This is a genomic window from Paenibacillus sp. FSL K6-1230 (assembly GCF_038002385.1).
Lineage (GTDB): Bacteria > Bacillota > Bacilli > Paenibacillales > Paenibacillaceae > Paenibacillus > Paenibacillus massiliensis.
The window spans coordinates 3,217,736-3,235,157 of the sequence record NZ_JBBOCK010000001.1 but is presented as its reverse complement, the minus strand read 5'-3'; the positions used below and the strand labels follow the sequence as shown (position 1 = coordinate 3,235,157).

Genomic DNA, 17,422 nt, shown 5'->3' with positions numbered 1-17,422 from the left:
AAGGACCCTTACAATTCAATTGTCTTTAAATTCGATAACCTCTATATTATTGGTCACTTGGATCAGCGTTTGCTCTGCCATATAAGTTGCTGAATATTTAAAACCACTCTCTGCCCAGTACATAATTACACCTACACAGGCAGACATGCGGTAGCTTAACATAATCTCGTAATCAATGGAAATACCAGCAGCGTCCATCTCAATGTGCATTTCTTTTCTCATGGAATCCCTAAGGAGATTGTAGATCGCGTTTCCAAGCTGGTTATTCACGGAAAGTAGTACAAGAAATTTATTTTTATTCTGTTGGATATGTTCGAACAAGCACAAAGTGGACGGATAGATCTGGTTCGCAAGTACACGTTTCATTCCTTGATAGGGTTCTAATAGAGCTTGTTGAACGCCCAGTAGAAATTGTTCCTCAATTTCCTTAAGCAGTTCTTCTTTTCCTGCATAATGACTATAAAAAGTTCCCCGATTGTAATCTGCCCGTGTCGCGATATCCATAATGGTAACGGCTTCGTAACCATTCTCAAGAACGAGTTCAATAAATGCTGACTGTAAGGCTTGTTTTGTTCTCTTTGTTCTTCTGTCGTTCTGATCAAGCATGATAATACTACTCCCGTCTCTTCTTGATGATGTTCATGTCACTATAACATTTGAATCTAACTGTACCCAAATGGAAATGCTTAATGAATCAACATTAGTGCGCTAAATGTCCAAAATCAATTATTAATTCAACACGGCTATACCAGTTGTTCAATAGATGACATTTCATTGAATAGTGATTATTGTCATAGACGAGTGCGAGGTGTATGACGAATTAGAAATAAAGTTTATTACTATAAGTTAGTTACAATGTTTTGAAAGGGGGACGATATGGGATGGCTCAATCTCAAGCTAAGACTGCGATTATCACAGGTCCTGCTGGAGGAATCGGAAAAGAACTTGCACGTCGTTTCGCAGAACGTAAATTGAATCTTGTACTAGTCGATCTAAAAGAAGAACAAATTCAGTCCGTCATTCAAGAGCTGGGACTTAATGCAACCAACTCCCTTGCCGTAGCAGCTGATGTGTCCAAAGAAGAGGATGTACAAAACTACGTCAATAAAGCAGTTGAGAAATTCGGTACAATTGATTATTTTGCCAACAATGCAGGGATTGAAGGTCCGATGGGGCCAATCGAAGAACAAAGTGTAAAGGGTCTCGATCTGGTATACAACGTGAACGTTCGTGGCGTCTTCCTCGGGCTGCACTATGTGATCCCTGTAATGAAGAAGCAGAAATCTGGAGCTATTCTGAATACCTCTTCGCTTGCAGGACTCATGGGGGCGCCGGGGATGTCTCCCTACATTATATCCAAGCACGCGGTGATCGGTCTTACTAGAGTAGCTGCCAATGAACTGGCTTCCTTCGGAATTCGTGTGAATGCCGTTCTGCCAGGTACCATTGCGACACGTATGATGGACCAGATTGAAGCCAATTCGGGTAATGCAGAAGAATTCAAGGCGGCAAATGAAGCAGCGACTCCGCTTGGCCGATATGGTAAGCCTGAAGAGGTAGCAGCGGTTATGAACTTCTTGCTTTCTGATGAAGCCTCTTTTGTAACGGCATCACTCTATACCGTCGATGGTGGTATGGTGGCTCAATAAACATATTCAATACGATTGTAAATTAAGATTTCAAGATTAATATTTTCAAGCAGGAAAAGACAGGTTCGAGCCTTCGGGTTCGAACCTCTTTTTTTCTATATTCACGCAGTAACACACATCTAGCATAACGATTAAAAACTGCGTATAATATAAATTATACGTAGTTTTCGTTTAAAACCATTTTCATTGTACGAAATGGACAATTATCCAGCTTAGTTTGTGGCTAATTCCAGCAATTTTATGGGACTATATTCCTGATTTGCCGAAGACGGACAGGACTCTGGACAAGTGATTGCGAAATGCTATGGAAGGAACACCGAAATGTTACAACGGAACCTATGAGTTGAATAAAGTAGTAGAAAAAGATAGAAGCATGTCTTGAAGGAGGAATACATATGATGCACCATAAGACACTTAATATTCTGGATGGACAGGGAGAGATTTCGACACTTGCTTTTGCAGACTCAGCACCTCTGTCTTCATCGGTCTTGATGATTCAAGATGCTGCAGGTCATTCGATAGCTGGTAGCAGCGACAAAGGTGTTATACCCGTGGACCCACATCAGCACTTGCTGGAAAGTCGAAAAACGGTTGTAGTCATGGAATATAGCAGGGAGGCGGCAAGCTCCGACTGGGCTGAGATGGCTTATGGCCGCGAGATCGGTATTCATGAATATCAGCTTGAGCTTCCACCGGACTGTCATTTTATTCTGGGTGAGGTTGACGGATTGGAAGAAGAGCTGGCTATTCGTTGGGAAGGGATGCCAGCGGGACAACATCAGATTCGAATTGGGCATTACATGAAAACGCCACGCATTGCCGAAGGAGAGCTGACACCGGAGCAGTCAGAACTGGTCAAATATGCTCAGGTAATTACGATATACATACATGTATCTCCTTTCGATGCAGAGCAGGATGCCGGATTGTACTCGAAGAGCCAGCATATATTCGATTCGTATGGCAGCAGTGGGTTTATTCTCGCTGATCTGCCGCGCATGCGTGAGCGTGTTCGTCAGGAGTTGGGTGAGGGCAAGCCGGACCTGCTGAATGCTTTCGGTGAAGGCGATTTGGCCGATCGTCTGATGGAAGAAGGTGTGATGTCGATTGTATGGGGCCTGACTCCATGGTGTTATTCGATATTCGGGATGTCTGACAAGAACTTAACAGCACGCCTTCCACTTGAAGGCTTGCCTGTACAGACAGGGATCTATCGCATCGCTGCTGACCTCAAACACTTGAGTGTTATCCCTGTAAATGCCCTGCGTAACTGGGAAGAATGTGCGGAGCTCACTTGGCCTGAATTATTAATAGAGGGAGTGGGCAGCACGCTACGGCTGGAGCTGTATCTGACACAATGTCAGTCTATGAACGGGCTTCATGAGAGCCCACTCCCCTATTTTCTGGCCCGGCGCTCAGAGCAACAGACCAATACCATCGTTCCTTTGGTTCAGGTGGATATTCTGGAAGAGGCAGAAGTATAGCGGCTACTTAGGCTCACATCAATAGATACTAAGCTGAGATTCAATGGAAAGCTATACTCGCGTATTTTGAATGGGAAGCAGCAGGTGATTCTTGGGATGATGACAATCGAAGTAACAGAGCAATATGCTGATGAGCTGGAGGCTTTTCGGATCTGGCTAAGAGATGCTGGCTACACCTCCTACACGGTCCGATCCTATACTGGTGATGTGCTTGAATTCCTGAATTCCCTGGAGGGAAAGTCTTTGGCAGAAGCCAAAAAGCTGCATGTGCTCTCGTATTTGAGTCGGGCGCGTGAGCGAGGCATCAGTGATGCGACACGGAATCGTAAGCACGCCGCTGTGCAATGCTTCTATAAGGCACTCATTGAGCTGGAATTACTGACGACCAATGCAGCTACAGGCATCAAGAAGGCAAAGACCGTCAAGCATCAAGCGCCCGTGTATCTGGATGAGCAGGAGCTGGAACGCTTTCTGGGCTCGGTGAGTGGGAAATATCGCATGCGCAATCTGGCTATTTTTCTGCTGATGGGGTACATGGGGCTGCGGGTCGGTGAGGTGCATGCCCTGAACCGTAAGGATTACAACGCTGATCGGCTTACATTACAGGTGTTCGGAAAAGGGCGCAAATGGCGCACGTTGCCTGTACCCAAGGTAGTGGGAGACATTCTGCAAGCGGCCATGGACGACAGACTTACGCCCTGGATTGCGAAGGAGGACGCCATGTTCGTCTCACAAAAGGGACGCAGGCTATCTATTCGTGGTATCCAGCTGATTGCAACAGAGAGCTTCGAACGTTTTCAGGCACATCTGCCAGAAAGTCAGCGGCTGTCCTATTCTAGCCATAAGCTTCGGCATTCGTTCGCGACGATGCTGCTACGCAAGGGAGCTGATCTAAGGACAGTGCAGGAATTGCTTGGACATGCCTCGATTCAGACAACTACAGTCTATACGCACGTTACGAATCGCGAGAAAGAGCATGCCATGAATCAATTAATGATTCCGGAGGTGTCATTTTATGAAACTAATTCATCCTCTAGAGGCGGCAGAACGTCTGATGCAGGATTTGGAGATTCCCTCTGAGTATAACTTAATGAGTGCGGAGATAATACGCAATTCCCAGCCTGATGAGCTTCCGTTGTATAAGCTTGAGCTGCAATGGACATTCCCGGAGATTTATGACGCGACTACGACATATGACAGAAATACGGAAGAGAGAATGAAGGCGGCGAAGACAAACGATAATGTCGATCAAGGGGAGCATGTAACGGGCGAATTTGAGACTGAACTGGTAAGCAATAGAGCGATTTATGCAGAGATGGATGCGGTCACAGGCAGGCTGATCTCATTGATCCGCCATGATCTGAAGCCTGTCCTGAATAAGCATGCCTTACCGAAGTCAGCGGATACGGACATGGACGAGGCCACATTCAACAGGCTGCTACATCAGCAGCTGGATTGGATGGAACGGATGAAGCTGAATATTCGGACGGATGAGCTGCTGCTTCAGAAGGCAGTTATCAAGAATGATGGCGGCTATCGCTTTTGCTTTGGTAGACAGCATCAGGGAGTTCGTGTCAGTAGCTACCAGACGGTAGATATGGAATGCAATGCTAAGGATGAAGTCATACAATGGTTATGTAAATGGGATGACTGCGAGTTCGAAGTGGCTGAGCAGACACAATCCGTTGATGCTGTCTTGTCTAGTGCAGGTGCCGATGCCCTCTCGCTCGGCTACATCCTTCTGGTATCCAAGCAATACCCTTATTATGTATGTCTTGGAGAAGGATATCATGCAGTTAGCGGTGAGCTGATCTTTCGAGAGAAGGCTCAGCAGAGGGAGATGATCCAGCTTAATCGTCACGCAAGTGCGGAAGAAAATAAGGCTTATTTTCACCTAGAGCTAGACTCAGAACAGGAGCAAAGGCCGATCTTTGCTGAGGAGCATTACGAGGCTTTGAAGCTGGCAGCAGGAGTTACAGAGGTTGACCCATATGCTCCTCATCCATTCGCACCTGTTATCTCCGACGATGAGATTGTTCAAGCTAAAGCTGCTGCTGTCTCTTATCTGGAACAGCAATATGCCAGTGAGCCTTATGAATTTGCTTTTCTGGAGAATACAGAGCAGAAAGCCGTCGAAGCCATGCAGGGTCATCAGCTACAGGTCGATGTACATCGAGTGCTGCATGGAATTGTATTAGGGGGCGGACGAATTCGTATGGTTATCGACCGGAGCAGTGGCAGGGTAACTCACGCCATAGATGCGTTGGAGCTGCAACAGCTATTGGATATGGACGCAATGTCAAAAGAGGCCACTATAGCTGGAGTAAGCGGCGGCCGTGTGAAGCAAGGTGCATTTCTTATAGCTGAGCGATCACTGGAAGAGGCTTGGCGAGTGATGAAGCCACATATTGATGTAAGGCTATCATATCGAATCCAATATAACGGTCCGCTGGCTGCACCAAGAGCAATTCCGATCTACACGTTAGCCTGTGATCAATTGTTCAATGCCGTGACAGGCGAGATCGTCACTTTACACTGAGCTAGCCTACATTGCACTATTGAGCTGGTTTAATATGGCTCTACAGATGTGGCTATAACTGCATTTCTCTCATTGAAATCGCTCACAGGAGGTATTACATTGTTAAAAACCAAGCTGGAACAGATTCATTTCCGTGATCCGTACATCCTGACGTCACCTCAGCGTGGGAAGTATTACTTATATGGCTCAATTGGTCAGAATGTGTGGGACGGTCCTGCCATTGGCTTTGATGTCTATGAAAGTGAAGATTTGCTTCATTGGCAGGGACCGAGGGAATGCTTTCGCCCAGCAGCAGATTTCTGGTCGGATCGTCATTATTGGGCGCCGGAGGTTCATGAATGGGCGGGACGTTACTTCATGTTCGCCAGCTTCAAGGCTGAAGGTGTACCGAGAGTCACTGGCGTGCTGGTAGCAGAACAGCCTGAAGGCCCGTTTGTTCCGTGGTGTCGTTCGCTGACTCCGCCAGACTGGGAATGTCTCGACGGTACATTATATGTGGACGAGCAAGGAGAGCCATGGATGATCTTTTGTAGAGAATGGGTACAGGTGGAGGATGGAGAGATGTACGCCGTACGTCTCAATGCGGAGCTGAACGGTACGATTGGTGACCCTGTATTCCTGTTCTCGGCATCTGAAGCAGTATGGTCCGTCGGCACTGGAGATCAGCGCAATCGTTATGTTACGGATGGTCCTTTCCTCTATCGCATGGAGAACGGGGAGCTGGTCATGCTATGGTCGACGATGGGGCAGGAAGGGTATACGATGGGTCTTGCGCGCTCGCAATCAGGAAGGCCGACAGGACCGTGGGCGCAGGATGAGATTCCACTATTTGCTAAGGATGGGGGACATGGCATGCTGTTTCGTACGCTATCAGGTGAGCTGGCGCTTACGATTCACTCGCCGAATATTCACCCGGATGAGCGGCCCGTGATCTTCTATATCCAGGAACAAGCTGGACAGTTGCGGCTAATGGACAATTTACCAAATAAATAAGTAGATCCTATATGAATGACTATGAACGATCATGAACTAGCTCAAGTATGGACCTAGCTTAAATCACAGCCGTTTGAGCGGAATAAAGCCACGAGCGCCAACAGCGTAACCGTGGCTATTTTGTTGCAGGCATGATTCTAACATGAAGCTGACATGATGTTGAACAATCAGTGCTTGGCGATATTTTAACATAACAATTATTATGTAAACCGAATTTGATGAGAAAACTATTTTCCAACTTAAGTAAAGTTCGAAAGCAGCAGTTCGATAAAGCTGTAGATAAATGTAGGCGGGTACCTCTTTTGCAGTGAGAATGATATAATAACCCGTACAGATCGAGAAGGAGAGCGCATGAATGAATTTTACAGTGGAATTTTTATCTTTTTTTGTGATACAGATCGATGGTAAGGACGGTCAGGGTGGTAAGAATTATAAGCACTATGCCACGATGGACGATTACGATTATGAAGAGAGCGATGTGAAGAAATTCCTGGATGGGGAATTCAGCCGGATCAGCAAGCGCAAGGTAGAGAAGCACCCAAGCACCGAGCAGGCACCTACCAAGATAGGACGCTTCATTGTCGAGCCGGAGCATGATCTCAGTAGCAATCCGAATTTTAATATGTTTGCCCGGTTGAGAGCCGCGTCGGATAAGGAGAACTTCAAGAACGCCTGTGATGATCTGGTAAGGATGTATCTGGACACCAGCGCTGTCCGCGGTGGGGCACTGATTGTCGTCCAAGCCATCATGGGGACACATTCAGATGATCGTTTTATTTTTGTACTGAAATGTGATTTCGAGCCCAAGATTGCACGTATCTCAGAAAGCAAGCTCGTGTCCGAAGTAGAGATGGCGATATCTGCTCGTAATATGAAATCTATCATGTATCCATATCTGATTGAAGAGGGGATGCTGGACGAGTGGGAGCTGAAGATTCATCAATCCTCTCATGCGCGTTACTTTGAGGATTTCTTGAAGTTCGTGACCTATGAGCAGTCCATGCCCGAGATCGTTAATGAGCATGTGCTGGGCTTCGTTCAGGATTATGTGGAGACACGCTGGCCTGATGCGGATAACGAGGAACGTCAGCAGGAGGAACGTGAGCTGGAGCTATGGGCAGGCAGTGAGAAGAGGGACCTCCAGGAGAAGTGGGAGCCAGTTCAAGTCATGGAGGCTGCTGAGCGCATTGTGGAGCTGAAGCCAGAGATGGATATACGCTTCAAGCTGGATGATACCTCAATACGTGGCTTGCTCGCAGACTTTGGTGTGAAGCTGCATATTACCCGACTTCATGATCGCTATGCACTCATTCTGGAAGGCGATTCATTCATGTTCGATAAATCCTACTCTCCTATAGAGCTGCTGCAGCCAGAGGACTTTTCCACTGTGGCACAGCGCCTGCAGGCCAAGCGCAACGATGAAGAAGAATAGCGGGAGACCGATTTATAGTAAACAGACTATTTAAGAAATGCATACCTGATTAAGCGAATAGTTTAGTTAGATAAGACCTGAGTAAGACCTGAACAAGACCCCAATATAACCGCCCTTATAAGCGCTGGCTCGGAAGGTACATGGCAGCAGCTTGCAAGGACGGTTAGGTCTGGTTAGGCATGTGTTTTTGTTAAAATATTGTGTATACGCTTTCGCGTGATCAAGCTTGCTAACTATAGATCAAGCTGAATTACAAGTCCAGCTTAGAGATCTGATCCTTCAGCTTATTGGCTGAGCGCTGGAAGGCATCCTTTTCAACATCATTCAGTGGCAGATCCAGAATCTCACGCACACCATTGTGATCTACGACACAAGGTACGCCCAGATACACATCGGATACGCCGTTATAGTCAGTCAGCAGGGTGGACACATTCAGCACAGATGCTTCGTCACCCAGAATCGCTGCGGTAATCCGGTCCAGAGCAAGAGCTATGGCATAGGAAGTAGCGCCCTTGGCATCAATGATCTCATAGGCTGCATTTTTGGTATTTTCAAAAATCTGCTCTTGATCCGCTTCAGGGATGTCAAGTGGAGTACCTGCGACATTCGCGAGGCTCCATACAGGCAGCTCCGAATCTCCATGCTCACCAATGATGTGAGCGTGAATACTGCGCGGGTCGATTCCCTTATTGAGTCCAATAAGATAACGGAAGCGAGCGCTGTCCAGCAAAGTACCAGAGCCAATGACTCGTTCCTTGGGCCAACCGCTTAATTTCCAGGATACATAGGAGAGGATATCCACAGGATTCGTTGCGATCAGCAGTATACCGTGGTCGTTCACCTTTGTAATGTTATCAATGATTTCTCCAAAAATGGATGCGTTCCGCTTAAGCAGATCAATGCGTGTCTCACCAGGCTTCTGGGAAGCTCCGGCCGCGACAATGATAATATCAGCATCCCGACAATCCTCGTAGGTTCCGGCCCATACCTTAACCCCACCGAGGAATGGCAGGCCATGATTCATATCCAGCATTTCACCGCGGGCTTTTTTTGCATTGACATCAATGAACACCAATTCGGACATTCGCTGCCGCAAGAGCAGGGTGTAGCCAGTGGTTGTACCGACAGCTCCCATGCCGACAATGGCGACTCTGCTGCGTTTAAAGGGCTTCTGATTCATCAATGATCATCTCCTTCCTGAGATAAATGATGGACATGCTTATACCCATCATTAACCATAATCGCTTAAGATCATATAAAATTCAAGACATTTCTCCAAGTGTGTCACAAAAGCAGAGGCAACTTGCACAAAAGTGTGCGTCTATCAGCTTTATGCTATAATAGGCACTTGAGATGGTGGCTTTGGTAGATTCATTCAAATTTACTTACATTTGATCCAGTTAAGGTACTAGTATCGTAGAAGTTACATGATTTTATTCAGAGATACATATTGATGCATTCAGAAAGTATGCGCTGTACGTTGATTTCTACAGAAGACAGACATGGATATGGAGTCCTATCCTGTTTAGAAGTCATATCTGTTAAACAGCTTGTCTCGGCAAAAGGAGGACACCTTACGATGAATAAGTCATGGCGAGTATGGACAGTGGCCTTCACCCTACTCACAGGAATGACTCTCGTCTCCTGTACGTCTACGGAGCCTGATTCGGTTGTCATGCAGACACCTACCGAGCCGGCTCAAGAGGAAGGACAGACCATTACGATTATCCCTACGGATCAGGAAAAAAATGGCGTGGATACGACCAAATATCAGATTCAGACGAGATTAACTGATTTCCATCTATTCGATGGTAACAGTGGCATAGCCTGGGGCGTCACTCGCAATGCCCTTAGACTCTACTATACGCATGACGGAGGCGTCACCTGGACGAATATCTCCCCATCGGAGAACATTCCTTTTCCTGGTGAGCTCCATTACGGAACAGAGATTTTATTCGCGGATGCCCAGAATGGGTGGATTGTCCGTCAGGCTTGGGGGTCTGCTGATACGATTGTGCTTCGTACCTCTAATGGGGGGGAGACCTGGAATATAGCTGCATTACCCGATTCGGGAACCGTGGAAGGCATTCACTTCACAGATGCGTCCAATGGATGGATTGCTTCTGAGCTAGCTTATAGCGGCAAGATTCTGAGCAGAGCGATCTTTCGAACGACTAATGGAGGAGCGAGTTGGAGCAGACAAATGACGAACCCGAATATAGATGGACAGGTTGTCAATAACGTTAGTGAGCTATTGCCTTTGATGGGAGAAGTTACAGGTATTCATTTTACGGATGATGAGCATGGCTTTGTCTCGATAAATGTGAATAACAGGCCACGTATCTACAATACGTCAGACCAAGGCCGTAGCTGGGCTCCATCAAAGGCTGTCGAGACCCCGAATGCCTGCTCAGCCCCGGAGAATGGAGCGCCGCAGTTCAGAGACATCCGTGATCCTGACGGCTGGATGCCTTTGCAATGTGATAAGAACGGCTACATAAGCTACAGTGGCTATTTTACCCTGGACGGTGGGCGCAATCATTGGCAGTATGCGCAGCTGAATCTGCGTGTACCAACGGGAATGGCTTCTACCGTACCTACTTTTCTCAATGACAGGCAGGGCTGGGTCTTAGTCGGCCCAAGCGTGTATTACACCGAGGATGGAGGCAAGGTCTGGACTTCCCTCGGAGCTAACAAGGTACTGCTTGATATGTTGGAGAAGTACCCGGAGCCTGTAAAAATGCGATTTGCCTCCTCGAAGGTAGGCTGGCTGTTAATTGAGAAGGCAGAGGATCGCAAGTCCCTGTTGATGCAAACCATCGACGGCGGAAGAACGTGGAAAGTGCTATAGATGACAGCGTGATTGACAGGAAGTCAGTAAATATCCAGCGGATATTACTGGCTTTTTGCTTTTTCATTTTAAATTTTCGGTTTCTTGTGAAATAAATCACAATATAATCGACTTACTGCTGTTATACTTAAGCCATAAAGAACAAGGAGTGATTACAATGAGAAGAAACGAAAATGGAACGGTTGATATGACACAATATTTCCTGCAATTCTGCTACACATGCCAGGACGCACATGAGTGCATGACAGAGGAAGAATGCAAAGAGTGCGCAGAAAGATACGCCATGGAGACAGATGCTGCGAACGATGAGACTCGTCACTTGCTACAAATGGTGCACGCTTAACATGTCTCTCGAAATCGTCGCTTCTCCATCCTTACTATTTATAAGCCCGTAAACAAGAACCTCTGCGATCTAACGCGAGGTTCTTTTTGCTATGCTTGATCAAGATATAAGATCTCGTGCATATACTCTTCTTAGCAAGCTTTCACATGTCGGGCTGCAAGGGCAATGGGCTAGGGAGGGGATCGAAATGGGATTTGAATCATTGTGGATGTTTGATTGGCTTGGTACGGTATTGCCGGTCTTTTTTGCAGTTGTCCTTGGAATCGTCATTCTCTCTATTGTCAGGGAGGCCTTGTCATGGAATCGCAATCGGCAGCAGCCTGTCTTGACGGTCAATTCGAAAATTGCTGCACGCCGCACACATCTGAAGCAGGTGCACCATGAGCCTGAGGCTCCGCATACGATTACAGTCTATTACGTAACCTTTGAGGTAGAAAGCGGTGATCGGCTGGAATTTCAGCTGTCTGGAGAAGATTATGGGATGTGTGCTGAGGGGGATGAAGGAGAGCTCACCTTTCGAGGAACGAAATTCTACAGCTTTGAGCGTCGGCACCGAACGATGAATGGATCCATGGGTGGACATTCTAGTGGTTCCACTGCAGGCTAGAATATGACCTCCGGAAGTGAGCTTCCGGGGGATTTTTCTGTTTTTCGTGGAATATCGTTTCTGCATGCTGTTAATCTGTTTGATATATAATAGGATGTTGTAAGACGAGGAGGCAGATCAGGATGAGATTCGTGGAACAGATCGTGGTTGTAACTGGAGCCGCACAGGGGATTGGACTAGCCTTGGCTGATGCATATGCCCGTGAGGGGGCGAAGGTTGTCTACGCAGACGTGGATGAGACGAATGGGGCTGCAGCAGCCGCTGCTGCGCGGAATCAAGGTCAGGAAGCCATATTTGTTCGCTGTGATGTAAGCATTGAACAGGATATAATTGACCTCTTCAAGCAGGTTCAGGAGGAATACGGTACGGTCCATACGCTGATTAACAATGCTGGTGTATCTGTCTGGAAATCTCCCTATGACTTGACCGTAGAGGAGTGGGACCGGGTGATGAATACTAATGTCAGAAGCTGCTTCATCGCGTCCAGAGAAGCGGCCAAGCTCATGCGTCATAACCAGACAGGGGGAAGTATCGTGAATATGGCCTCCACACGAGCAACAATGTCTGAGCCAAGCAGTGAAGCCTATGCGGCTTCCAAGGGGGCAATGGTTGCGTTGTCCCATGCGCTCGCAGCCTCGCTGGGGCCGGACCAGATAAGAATTAATTCCATCAGCCCAGGCTGGATCGAGACGGGAGACGAAGCAGCGCTGCGTCCTGAGGACCATAACCAGCATCCAGCTGGACGAGTAGGACGACCTGCGGATATTGTGCGGGCTGCCTTTTACCTGACAGATCCGGAGAATGACTTCGTGACAGGCGAGAACATCGTTGTTGACGGGGGAATGACCCGGAAGATGATATATGTACCATAAATGAATGAACGATTATGACAATATCAGCTTGAAGTATGAGTACTAAGCAGATCCTTTCCGAAGGATTTGCTTTTTTTTCGTTCAGTTGAACTGCATCTGGGTATGCATTCGTGTCTCAGCTGTGAGGATAGGCAGTCTGTACTGTGAAATAGGGAAGTCCCTTATAGCTCCAGTCTGACATTACCGCCTAGAATTAAATAGTACCGAGTTCGGTGATGGGTGGAGCCAGCCATCATGCCGACTCCTTGTGCGGAATGTCGTGACTTATGATACACGAAAGGGTGTACACAGATGATATCCTTGGATAACACACGTAATTATGAGAAAGATCCTTTTATCGTCATTTGGGAGGTGACCCGGGCTTGTGCCCTGAAGTGCCTTCATTGCCGGGCGGAGGCCCAATATCAACCAGATCCGCGTCAGCTTTCTTTAGAAGAGGGCAAACGATTATTAGACCAGATCGCCGAGATGAATCATCCTCTGGTGGTCTTTACGGGCGGTGATCCGCTCATGCGTCCTGACCTGTTCGAGCTAGCCCGCTACGCGATCGAGGAGCATAAGCTTTCTGTATCCATGACGCCAAGCGCGACGCCCAAGGTCACACGGGGGGCTGTAGAGAAAGCAAAAGAAGTAGGATTGTCACGCTGGGCCTTCAGCCTCGACGGATCATGTGCAGAGATTCACGATCATTTCCGAGGCACGCCAGGCTCTTACGCAACCACGATGAAGGGGATTCGTTATTTGCAGGAATTGGGGATTCCGATCCAGGTGAATACGACCGTCTCCCGATATAATCTGCATGATCTGGAGAAGATCGCAGAGCGCGTTCAGGAGATGAAGGCTGTGCTCTGGAGCCTGTTCTTCCTGGTGCCGACAGGCCGGGGAATGATCAAGGATATGATTAGTCCAGAGGAGCATGAGGCGGTCATGAAGTGGATGCAGGCCAAGCAGTCACAGATGACTTGCGGAATCAAGGCTACTGAGGCTCCACATTACAGAAGAGTTGTGCTGCAGGCTAGCAGGAATGCAAGTGATGCTCCCTTGGCTGCTGAACGCAAACGGCCAGATCTGCTAGGGAGAGCGCCTAAGGGAGTGAACGATGGAGATGGGTTCGTATTCATCAGTCACATTGGAGAAGTCTATCCTAGTGGTTTTCTCCCTGTCGTGTGCGGTAATGTCAGGGAACAGTCTCTGTCTGATATCTATCGCGGATCAACTATTATGAGAAGCCTCAGAGACAAGACGCTGCTCAAGGGCAAATGTGGTGTCTGCGAATTCAAGCAGCTTTGCGGCGGTTCAAGAGCCAGAGCCTACGGAATCACAGGAGACTATCTGGAGAGTGATCCGTATTGTGCATATATACCTCAGAGATGGAGGGACACAGGAGTCAATGAAGCTAATTGCTAAGAAAGTAGTCATTTTGGGCGGAGGGATCAGTGGCTTAAGTGCGGCGTTCTATGTGCAAAAACTAGCCTCGGAAAGGCAGCTTCCCGTTGAGATCACCATCGTAGAGAAGAGCAATCGGATGGGGGGCAGGATCGAGACACTTCACCGACAGGGCTTTGTGCTGGAAAAAGGGCCGGACTCTTTCCTGTCAAGAAAGACCGCCGTACTGGATTTGTCGAGAGAGCTCGGGTTAGAGGAGGATCTGGTACCTACCAACCCACAAGCCAAAACAGCGTATATTCTTCACAAAAATAAGCTTCATCCGATGCCTATGGGCTTTGTACTGGGTATTCCAACCAAGCTTACTCCGTTCATCCGCACGGGTCTGATTTCCCCGGCAGGCAAGTTGCGTGCGGCCTTGGACCTGATCCTGCCGGCTCGTAGGGAGAAGGAGGATGAGTCACTGGGAGCCTTCATACAGCGGCGCTTGGGACAAGAGGTGCTGGAGCACATCACAGAGCCACTGCTGTCAGGAATCTATGCGGGTAATACACATAGTCTTAGCTTGAATGCAACTTTTCCGCAATTCAAGCAGATGGAGCTGACGCACCGCAGCCTGATCAAGGGGATGGCTAAGGGAAGTGGTAATAAGCCGAGGCCCCACGCTACACAGGGACAAGGTGGGCATAGTGCGCAGGTAGCCAAAAGCATGTTCCTCTCCTATCGTGGTGGACTCTCTACACTGATCAAGCGCCTTGAGGAGCGGCTTCGTACGGCTCAATATGTGGTCGGCCACAGAGCCGTTGCTATTCAAAAAGAGGAGCAATATCATGTAGTGCTTGAGGATGGACAGCAGCTTGAGGCAGATTCAATTATCTGTGCTGTGCCAGCCCACGAGGCAGCAAGGCTGCTGACAGAGGTGCCGGGAGCCGACCGTCTGCAGGATATTGCCTATGTCTCCGTAGCCAACATTTCACTTGCGTATCGCAAGAAGGACCTGGGTGTGGCCTTTGAAGGTACCGGCTTTCTTGTCCCGCGAAAGGAAGGCAGAATGATTACGGCCTGCACGTGGTCATCTAGCAAATGGAAGCATACGGCTCCTGAGGATTATGCGTTGGTACGAACCTATATTGGTCATGCAGACGCTCAGGATTGGACGCAATGGACCAATGAAGAATTGGTTGAGGCTGCCCGTCGAGATCTACTCGAATTGACAGGATTGAAGGCCGAGCCGATGATGGTTGAGGTAAGCCGCTGCAACGAGGCGATGCCACAATATCCGCTTGGACACTTAGAGACTCTAAAGAGCTTGAGGGATACGCTGGCAGAGCGCCTGCCTGGTATATGGTTATGTGGTGCAGGATATGGCGGTGTAGGTATCCCGGATTGCATCGCTCAAGGCAAGGCTGCGGCAGAACAGCTACTGGCCGAATATACAGATATTTAAGGCTCATCAGCGTATAGCTCAGATACAGCTCGGATAGAACCTAGATAGAACCTGAACCTAGATACAGCTTAGATACGTTACTAAGCCATATCACTAAGCTATATTATTAAGGTACGGGCCAAGACACACTTCAGCGCTATAAAACAGTCTTTCCTGATGCTACCGTGCAATATGAGTAGCTGTGCATAACGTACAATCGTGCCACCGTGCAAGCCCTACTGTGTAGGGCTTTTTTGCGTTAGAAATTGCGATTCCAAGCGGATGGATAAATTTTTTCTGAAGTAACAGTCACAACATGGGCGAATGTACAATACGATATCATGTGCAAAAGGAAGAAGAGGAGGGCTGAAATTGGCTGTCATCAAAGCAAATTCGGAGGATGTAAAGACGCTGGCCCGTCTCATGAGAGCCGAGGCGGAGGGTGAAGGCGAGCAAGGGATGTTAATGGTAGGGAACGTCGGAGTCAATCGTATTCTTGGTAATTGTCTGGATTTCCGGAACATCCGATTGATGAATGACATGGTATTTCAGAGCCCGGGGGGCTTCGAGGCAACCCAGAAGGGTTATTTCTACCAAAGAGCCCGCGATCGTGACATTCGTTTGGCCCAGCGGGTCATCAATGGAGAGAAAATCCGCCCAGCGGGCAACGCGTTATGGTTCTTTCGGCCAGCAGGAGAATGCCCTGGGACCTGGTATAACCAGGAAAATACCGGACGCTACAAGGCGCACTGCTTTTTCCGTCCTACTGCTGAGGACTGTCCAGCCGTCTATTAGTCTGCAACTGTACTTAACGCCATGAAGTAACAACATGGTTAACAGCATGAAGTAACACGATGAGGTAACGCCGAGACGTATTAACACACCGTATTTTCTTATTGTCTGCAATGCCATTTTAGTTCGACAGAATCAAGGAGGAATCACGAATATGTATCCACAAGCTTTTCAACCGACGTTCTTTCCACCTGTTAGCGGAGTATCTTATCCTGCAAGAATGGCAGCCCCCAATTCGCCTAACATGCCTATGGTAAGTCCATCCATGACAAGTATGCCTAATTCCCCGATGATGGGGGGCATGATGGGAGCTTCGATGGTTCCCCCGCAGGTCAGCAGCGGAAGCGTAATGACGCCGTCCGGAACCGTTGTGCAGACACAGACTCCTCAATTCGAGCAATCGTATATTGAGAACATTTTGCGTCTGAACCTGGGAAAAGTAGGTACCTTCTACATGACCTATGAAAATAACAGCGAATGGAATGCGAAAATCTTCAAGGGTGTGCTGGAGGCAGCTGGACGTGACCACATCATCATCAGCGATCCCAAGACGGGTGTTCGGACGATCCTGCTGATGGTCAATCTGGATTATGCTACCTTCGATGAGCCGCTTGTATACCAGTATCCTGGAGTACAGGGGAACCCGCCTACACGGTTCTAGTCCATCCAGCGTGGCCTGATTGTGAGATAAGCTGTAATATAGAAAAGAACACTAGACTAAGCTCATGGTTTCATTCACGGCGACTTATCAGATAGTTTACGTATACATTTTCTTATCTGTGAACATTACATGAAAATATTGTATCCTATCCTCTGCGAAAGCAGAGGATTTTTGCTGTATATGGAAAAAAAGTGAAACTGACGGACAAAACGTCGCAAAATCGGGCATTCAGGCCCTTTAATAGCTGAAAACAGCCGAAATTTGGGTGAAAACAGCTTCTCATCCAGTTTTGCAGTGATAGCTGACTGTTTCGTTGTGTAGGGTATATCTATATAATTAAGTATAAGTTTTTACTTATGCTGCGCATGTTGCATCAATCTTGCGAGTGAT

The 17,422-nt window shown here is 47.8% G+C and carries 16 protein-coding genes; 14 read left to right on the top strand and 2 right to left on the bottom strand.

Translation table 11 applies throughout. The annotated features are described in order from the left end of the window. Positions 1 to 15: 15 nt before the first annotated feature. Complete coding sequence (locus MKX74_RS14025; RefSeq protein ID WP_341178828.1) at positions 16 to 606, bottom strand: TetR/AcrR family transcriptional regulator; 591 nt, start codon at positions 604 to 606, stop codon at positions 16 to 18. A gap of 275 nt (positions 607 to 881) precedes the next feature. On the opposite strand from MKX74_RS14025, the gene MKX74_RS14020 reads away from it, so the two are divergent. The 6 genes from MKX74_RS14020 to MKX74_RS13995 all read left to right on the top strand — a co-directional run bounded on the left by MKX74_RS14020 (position 882) and on the right by MKX74_RS13995 (position 8,094). Continuing rightward, complete coding sequence (locus tag MKX74_RS14020; RefSeq protein ID WP_341178827.1) at positions 882 to 1,649, top strand: SDR family NAD(P)-dependent oxidoreductase; 768 nt, start codon at positions 882 to 884, stop codon at positions 1,647 to 1,649. A gap of 395 nt (positions 1,650 to 2,044) precedes the next feature. Further along, on the top strand, positions 2,045 to 3,130 hold the full coding sequence (locus MKX74_RS14015; RefSeq protein WP_341178826.1) for a hypothetical protein: 1,086 nt from the start codon (positions 2,045 to 2,047) through the stop codon (positions 3,128 to 3,130). A 96-nt stretch (positions 3,131 to 3,226) separates the two neighbouring features. Beyond that, the gene (locus MKX74_RS14010) at positions 3,227 to 4,210 is read left to right on the top strand and encodes a tyrosine-type recombinase/integrase (RefSeq protein WP_133567012.1); all 984 of its coding nucleotides are present in this window, start codon (positions 3,227 to 3,229) and stop codon (positions 4,208 to 4,210) included. Further along, positions 4,146 to 5,669, top strand: coding sequence for a hypothetical protein (locus MKX74_RS14005; RefSeq protein WP_341178825.1), 1,524 nt, complete (start codon positions 4,146 to 4,148; stop codon positions 5,667 to 5,669). The genes MKX74_RS14010 and MKX74_RS14005 overlap by 65 nt, the downstream gene beginning before the upstream one ends. Positions 5,670 to 5,768: 99 nt before the next feature. Continuing rightward, positions 5,769 to 6,662: a glycoside hydrolase family 43 protein gene (locus MKX74_RS14000; RefSeq protein WP_341178824.1), complete on the top strand. Its 894-nt coding sequence runs from the start codon at positions 5,769 to 5,771 to the stop codon at positions 6,660 to 6,662. Between the two features lie 355 nt (positions 6,663 to 7,017). Then, a complete protein-coding gene (locus MKX74_RS13995) occupies positions 7,018 to 8,094 on the top strand; it encodes a DUF3900 domain-containing protein (protein WP_018884369.1) in 1,077 nt (358 codons plus the stop codon). 250 nt (positions 8,095 to 8,344) lie between these two features. Here the strand turns inward: MKX74_RS13995 and MKX74_RS13990 are convergent, their stop codons facing one another. After that, the gene (locus MKX74_RS13990) at positions 8,345 to 9,274 is read right to left on the bottom strand and encodes an L-lactate dehydrogenase (RefSeq protein ID WP_018884370.1); all 930 of its coding nucleotides are present in this window, start codon (positions 9,272 to 9,274) and stop codon (positions 8,345 to 8,347) included. 399 nt (positions 9,275 to 9,673) lie between these two features. Between MKX74_RS13990 and MKX74_RS13985 the strand changes: the two genes are divergently transcribed. The 8 genes from MKX74_RS13985 to gerQ all read left to right on the top strand — a co-directional run bounded on the left by MKX74_RS13985 (position 9,674) and on the right by gerQ (position 17,032). Then, entirely contained in the window at positions 9,674 to 10,945 is a 1,272-nt protein-coding gene (locus MKX74_RS13985; RefSeq protein WP_341178823.1) for a VPS10 domain-containing receptor SorCS3, read from the top strand. Positions 10,946 to 11,102: 157 nt separating this feature from the next. Beyond that, entirely contained in the window at positions 11,103 to 11,288 is a 186-nt protein-coding gene (locus tag MKX74_RS13980; RefSeq protein WP_018884372.1) for a hypothetical protein, read from the top strand. A 187-nt stretch (positions 11,289 to 11,475) separates the two neighbouring features. After that, positions 11,476 to 11,895, top strand: a complete 420-nt coding sequence (locus MKX74_RS13975) for a DUF2500 domain-containing protein (RefSeq protein WP_018884373.1) — start codon at positions 11,476 to 11,478, stop codon at positions 11,893 to 11,895. A 122-nt stretch (positions 11,896 to 12,017) separates the two neighbouring features. Beyond that, positions 12,018 to 12,767 carry an SDR family NAD(P)-dependent oxidoreductase gene (locus tag MKX74_RS13970; protein WP_018884374.1) on the top strand — a complete coding sequence of 250 codons (750 nt, stop codon included), beginning with the start codon at positions 12,018 to 12,020 and terminating at the stop codon, positions 12,765 to 12,767. A gap of 291 nt (positions 12,768 to 13,058) precedes the next feature. Next, positions 13,059 to 14,174, top strand: coding sequence for a TIGR04053 family radical SAM/SPASM domain-containing protein (locus MKX74_RS13965; RefSeq protein ID WP_341178822.1), 1,116 nt, complete (start codon positions 13,059 to 13,061; stop codon positions 14,172 to 14,174). Continuing rightward, the gene (gene hemG, locus MKX74_RS13960) at positions 14,158 to 15,600 is read left to right on the top strand and encodes a protoporphyrinogen oxidase (RefSeq protein WP_341178821.1); all 1,443 of its coding nucleotides are present in this window, start codon (positions 14,158 to 14,160) and stop codon (positions 15,598 to 15,600) included. The genes MKX74_RS13965 and hemG overlap by 17 nt, the downstream gene beginning before the upstream one ends. 351 nt (positions 15,601 to 15,951) lie before the next feature. Further along, positions 15,952 to 16,374 carry a cell wall hydrolase gene (locus MKX74_RS13955; RefSeq protein WP_018884377.1) on the top strand — a complete coding sequence of 141 codons (423 nt, stop codon included), beginning with the start codon at positions 15,952 to 15,954 and terminating at the stop codon, positions 16,372 to 16,374. A gap of 262 nt (positions 16,375 to 16,636) precedes the next feature. Beyond that, positions 16,637 to 17,032 (top strand): spore coat protein GerQ, encoded by a 396-nt coding sequence (gene gerQ, locus MKX74_RS13950; RefSeq protein ID WP_445667321.1) that lies wholly within the window; start codon positions 16,637 to 16,639, stop codon positions 17,030 to 17,032. Positions 17,033 to 17,422 lie beyond the last annotated feature (390 nt).

Excerpts from the sequence above, each read along its gene's own strand:
- gerQ (WP_445667321.1), top strand. The coding sequence starts at position 16,637 with ATGACAAGTATGCCTAATTCCCCGATGATGGGGGGCATGATGGGAGCT.
- MKX74_RS13995 (WP_018884369.1), top strand. The coding sequence starts at position 7,018 with ATGAATTTTACAGTGGAATTTTTATCTTTTTTTGTGATACAGATCGAT.
- MKX74_RS13975 (WP_018884373.1), top strand. The coding sequence starts at position 11,476 with ATGGGATTTGAATCATTGTGGATGTTTGATTGGCTTGGTACGGTATTG.
- MKX74_RS14010 (WP_133567012.1), top strand. The coding sequence starts at position 3,227 with ATGATGACAATCGAAGTAACAGAGCAATATGCTGATGAGCTGGAGGCT.
- MKX74_RS13985 (WP_341178823.1), top strand. The coding sequence starts at position 9,674 with ATGAATAAGTCATGGCGAGTATGGACAGTGGCCTTCACCCTACTCACA.
- MKX74_RS13965 (WP_341178822.1), top strand. The coding sequence starts at position 13,059 with ATGATATCCTTGGATAACACACGTAATTATGAGAAAGATCCTTTTATC.
- MKX74_RS14025 (WP_341178828.1), bottom strand. The coding sequence starts at position 606 with ATGCTTGATCAGAACGACAGAAGAACAAAGAGAACAAAACAAGCCTTA.
- hemG (WP_341178821.1), top strand. The coding sequence starts at position 14,158 with ATGAAGCTAATTGCTAAGAAAGTAGTCATTTTGGGCGGAGGGATCAGT.
- MKX74_RS13990 (WP_018884370.1), bottom strand. The coding sequence starts at position 9,274 with ATGAATCAGAAGCCCTTTAAACGCAGCAGAGTCGCCATTGTCGGCATG.
- MKX74_RS14015 (WP_341178826.1), top strand. The coding sequence starts at position 2,045 with ATGATGCACCATAAGACACTTAATATTCTGGATGGACAGGGAGAGATT.
- MKX74_RS14020 (WP_341178827.1), top strand. The coding sequence starts at position 882 with ATGGCTCAATCTCAAGCTAAGACTGCGATTATCACAGGTCCTGCTGGA.
- MKX74_RS13980 (WP_018884372.1), top strand. The coding sequence starts at position 11,103 with ATGAGAAGAAACGAAAATGGAACGGTTGATATGACACAATATTTCCTG.
- MKX74_RS14005 (WP_341178825.1), top strand. The coding sequence starts at position 4,146 with ATGAAACTAATTCATCCTCTAGAGGCGGCAGAACGTCTGATGCAGGAT.
- MKX74_RS13970 (WP_018884374.1), top strand. The coding sequence starts at position 12,018 with ATGAGATTCGTGGAACAGATCGTGGTTGTAACTGGAGCCGCACAGGGG.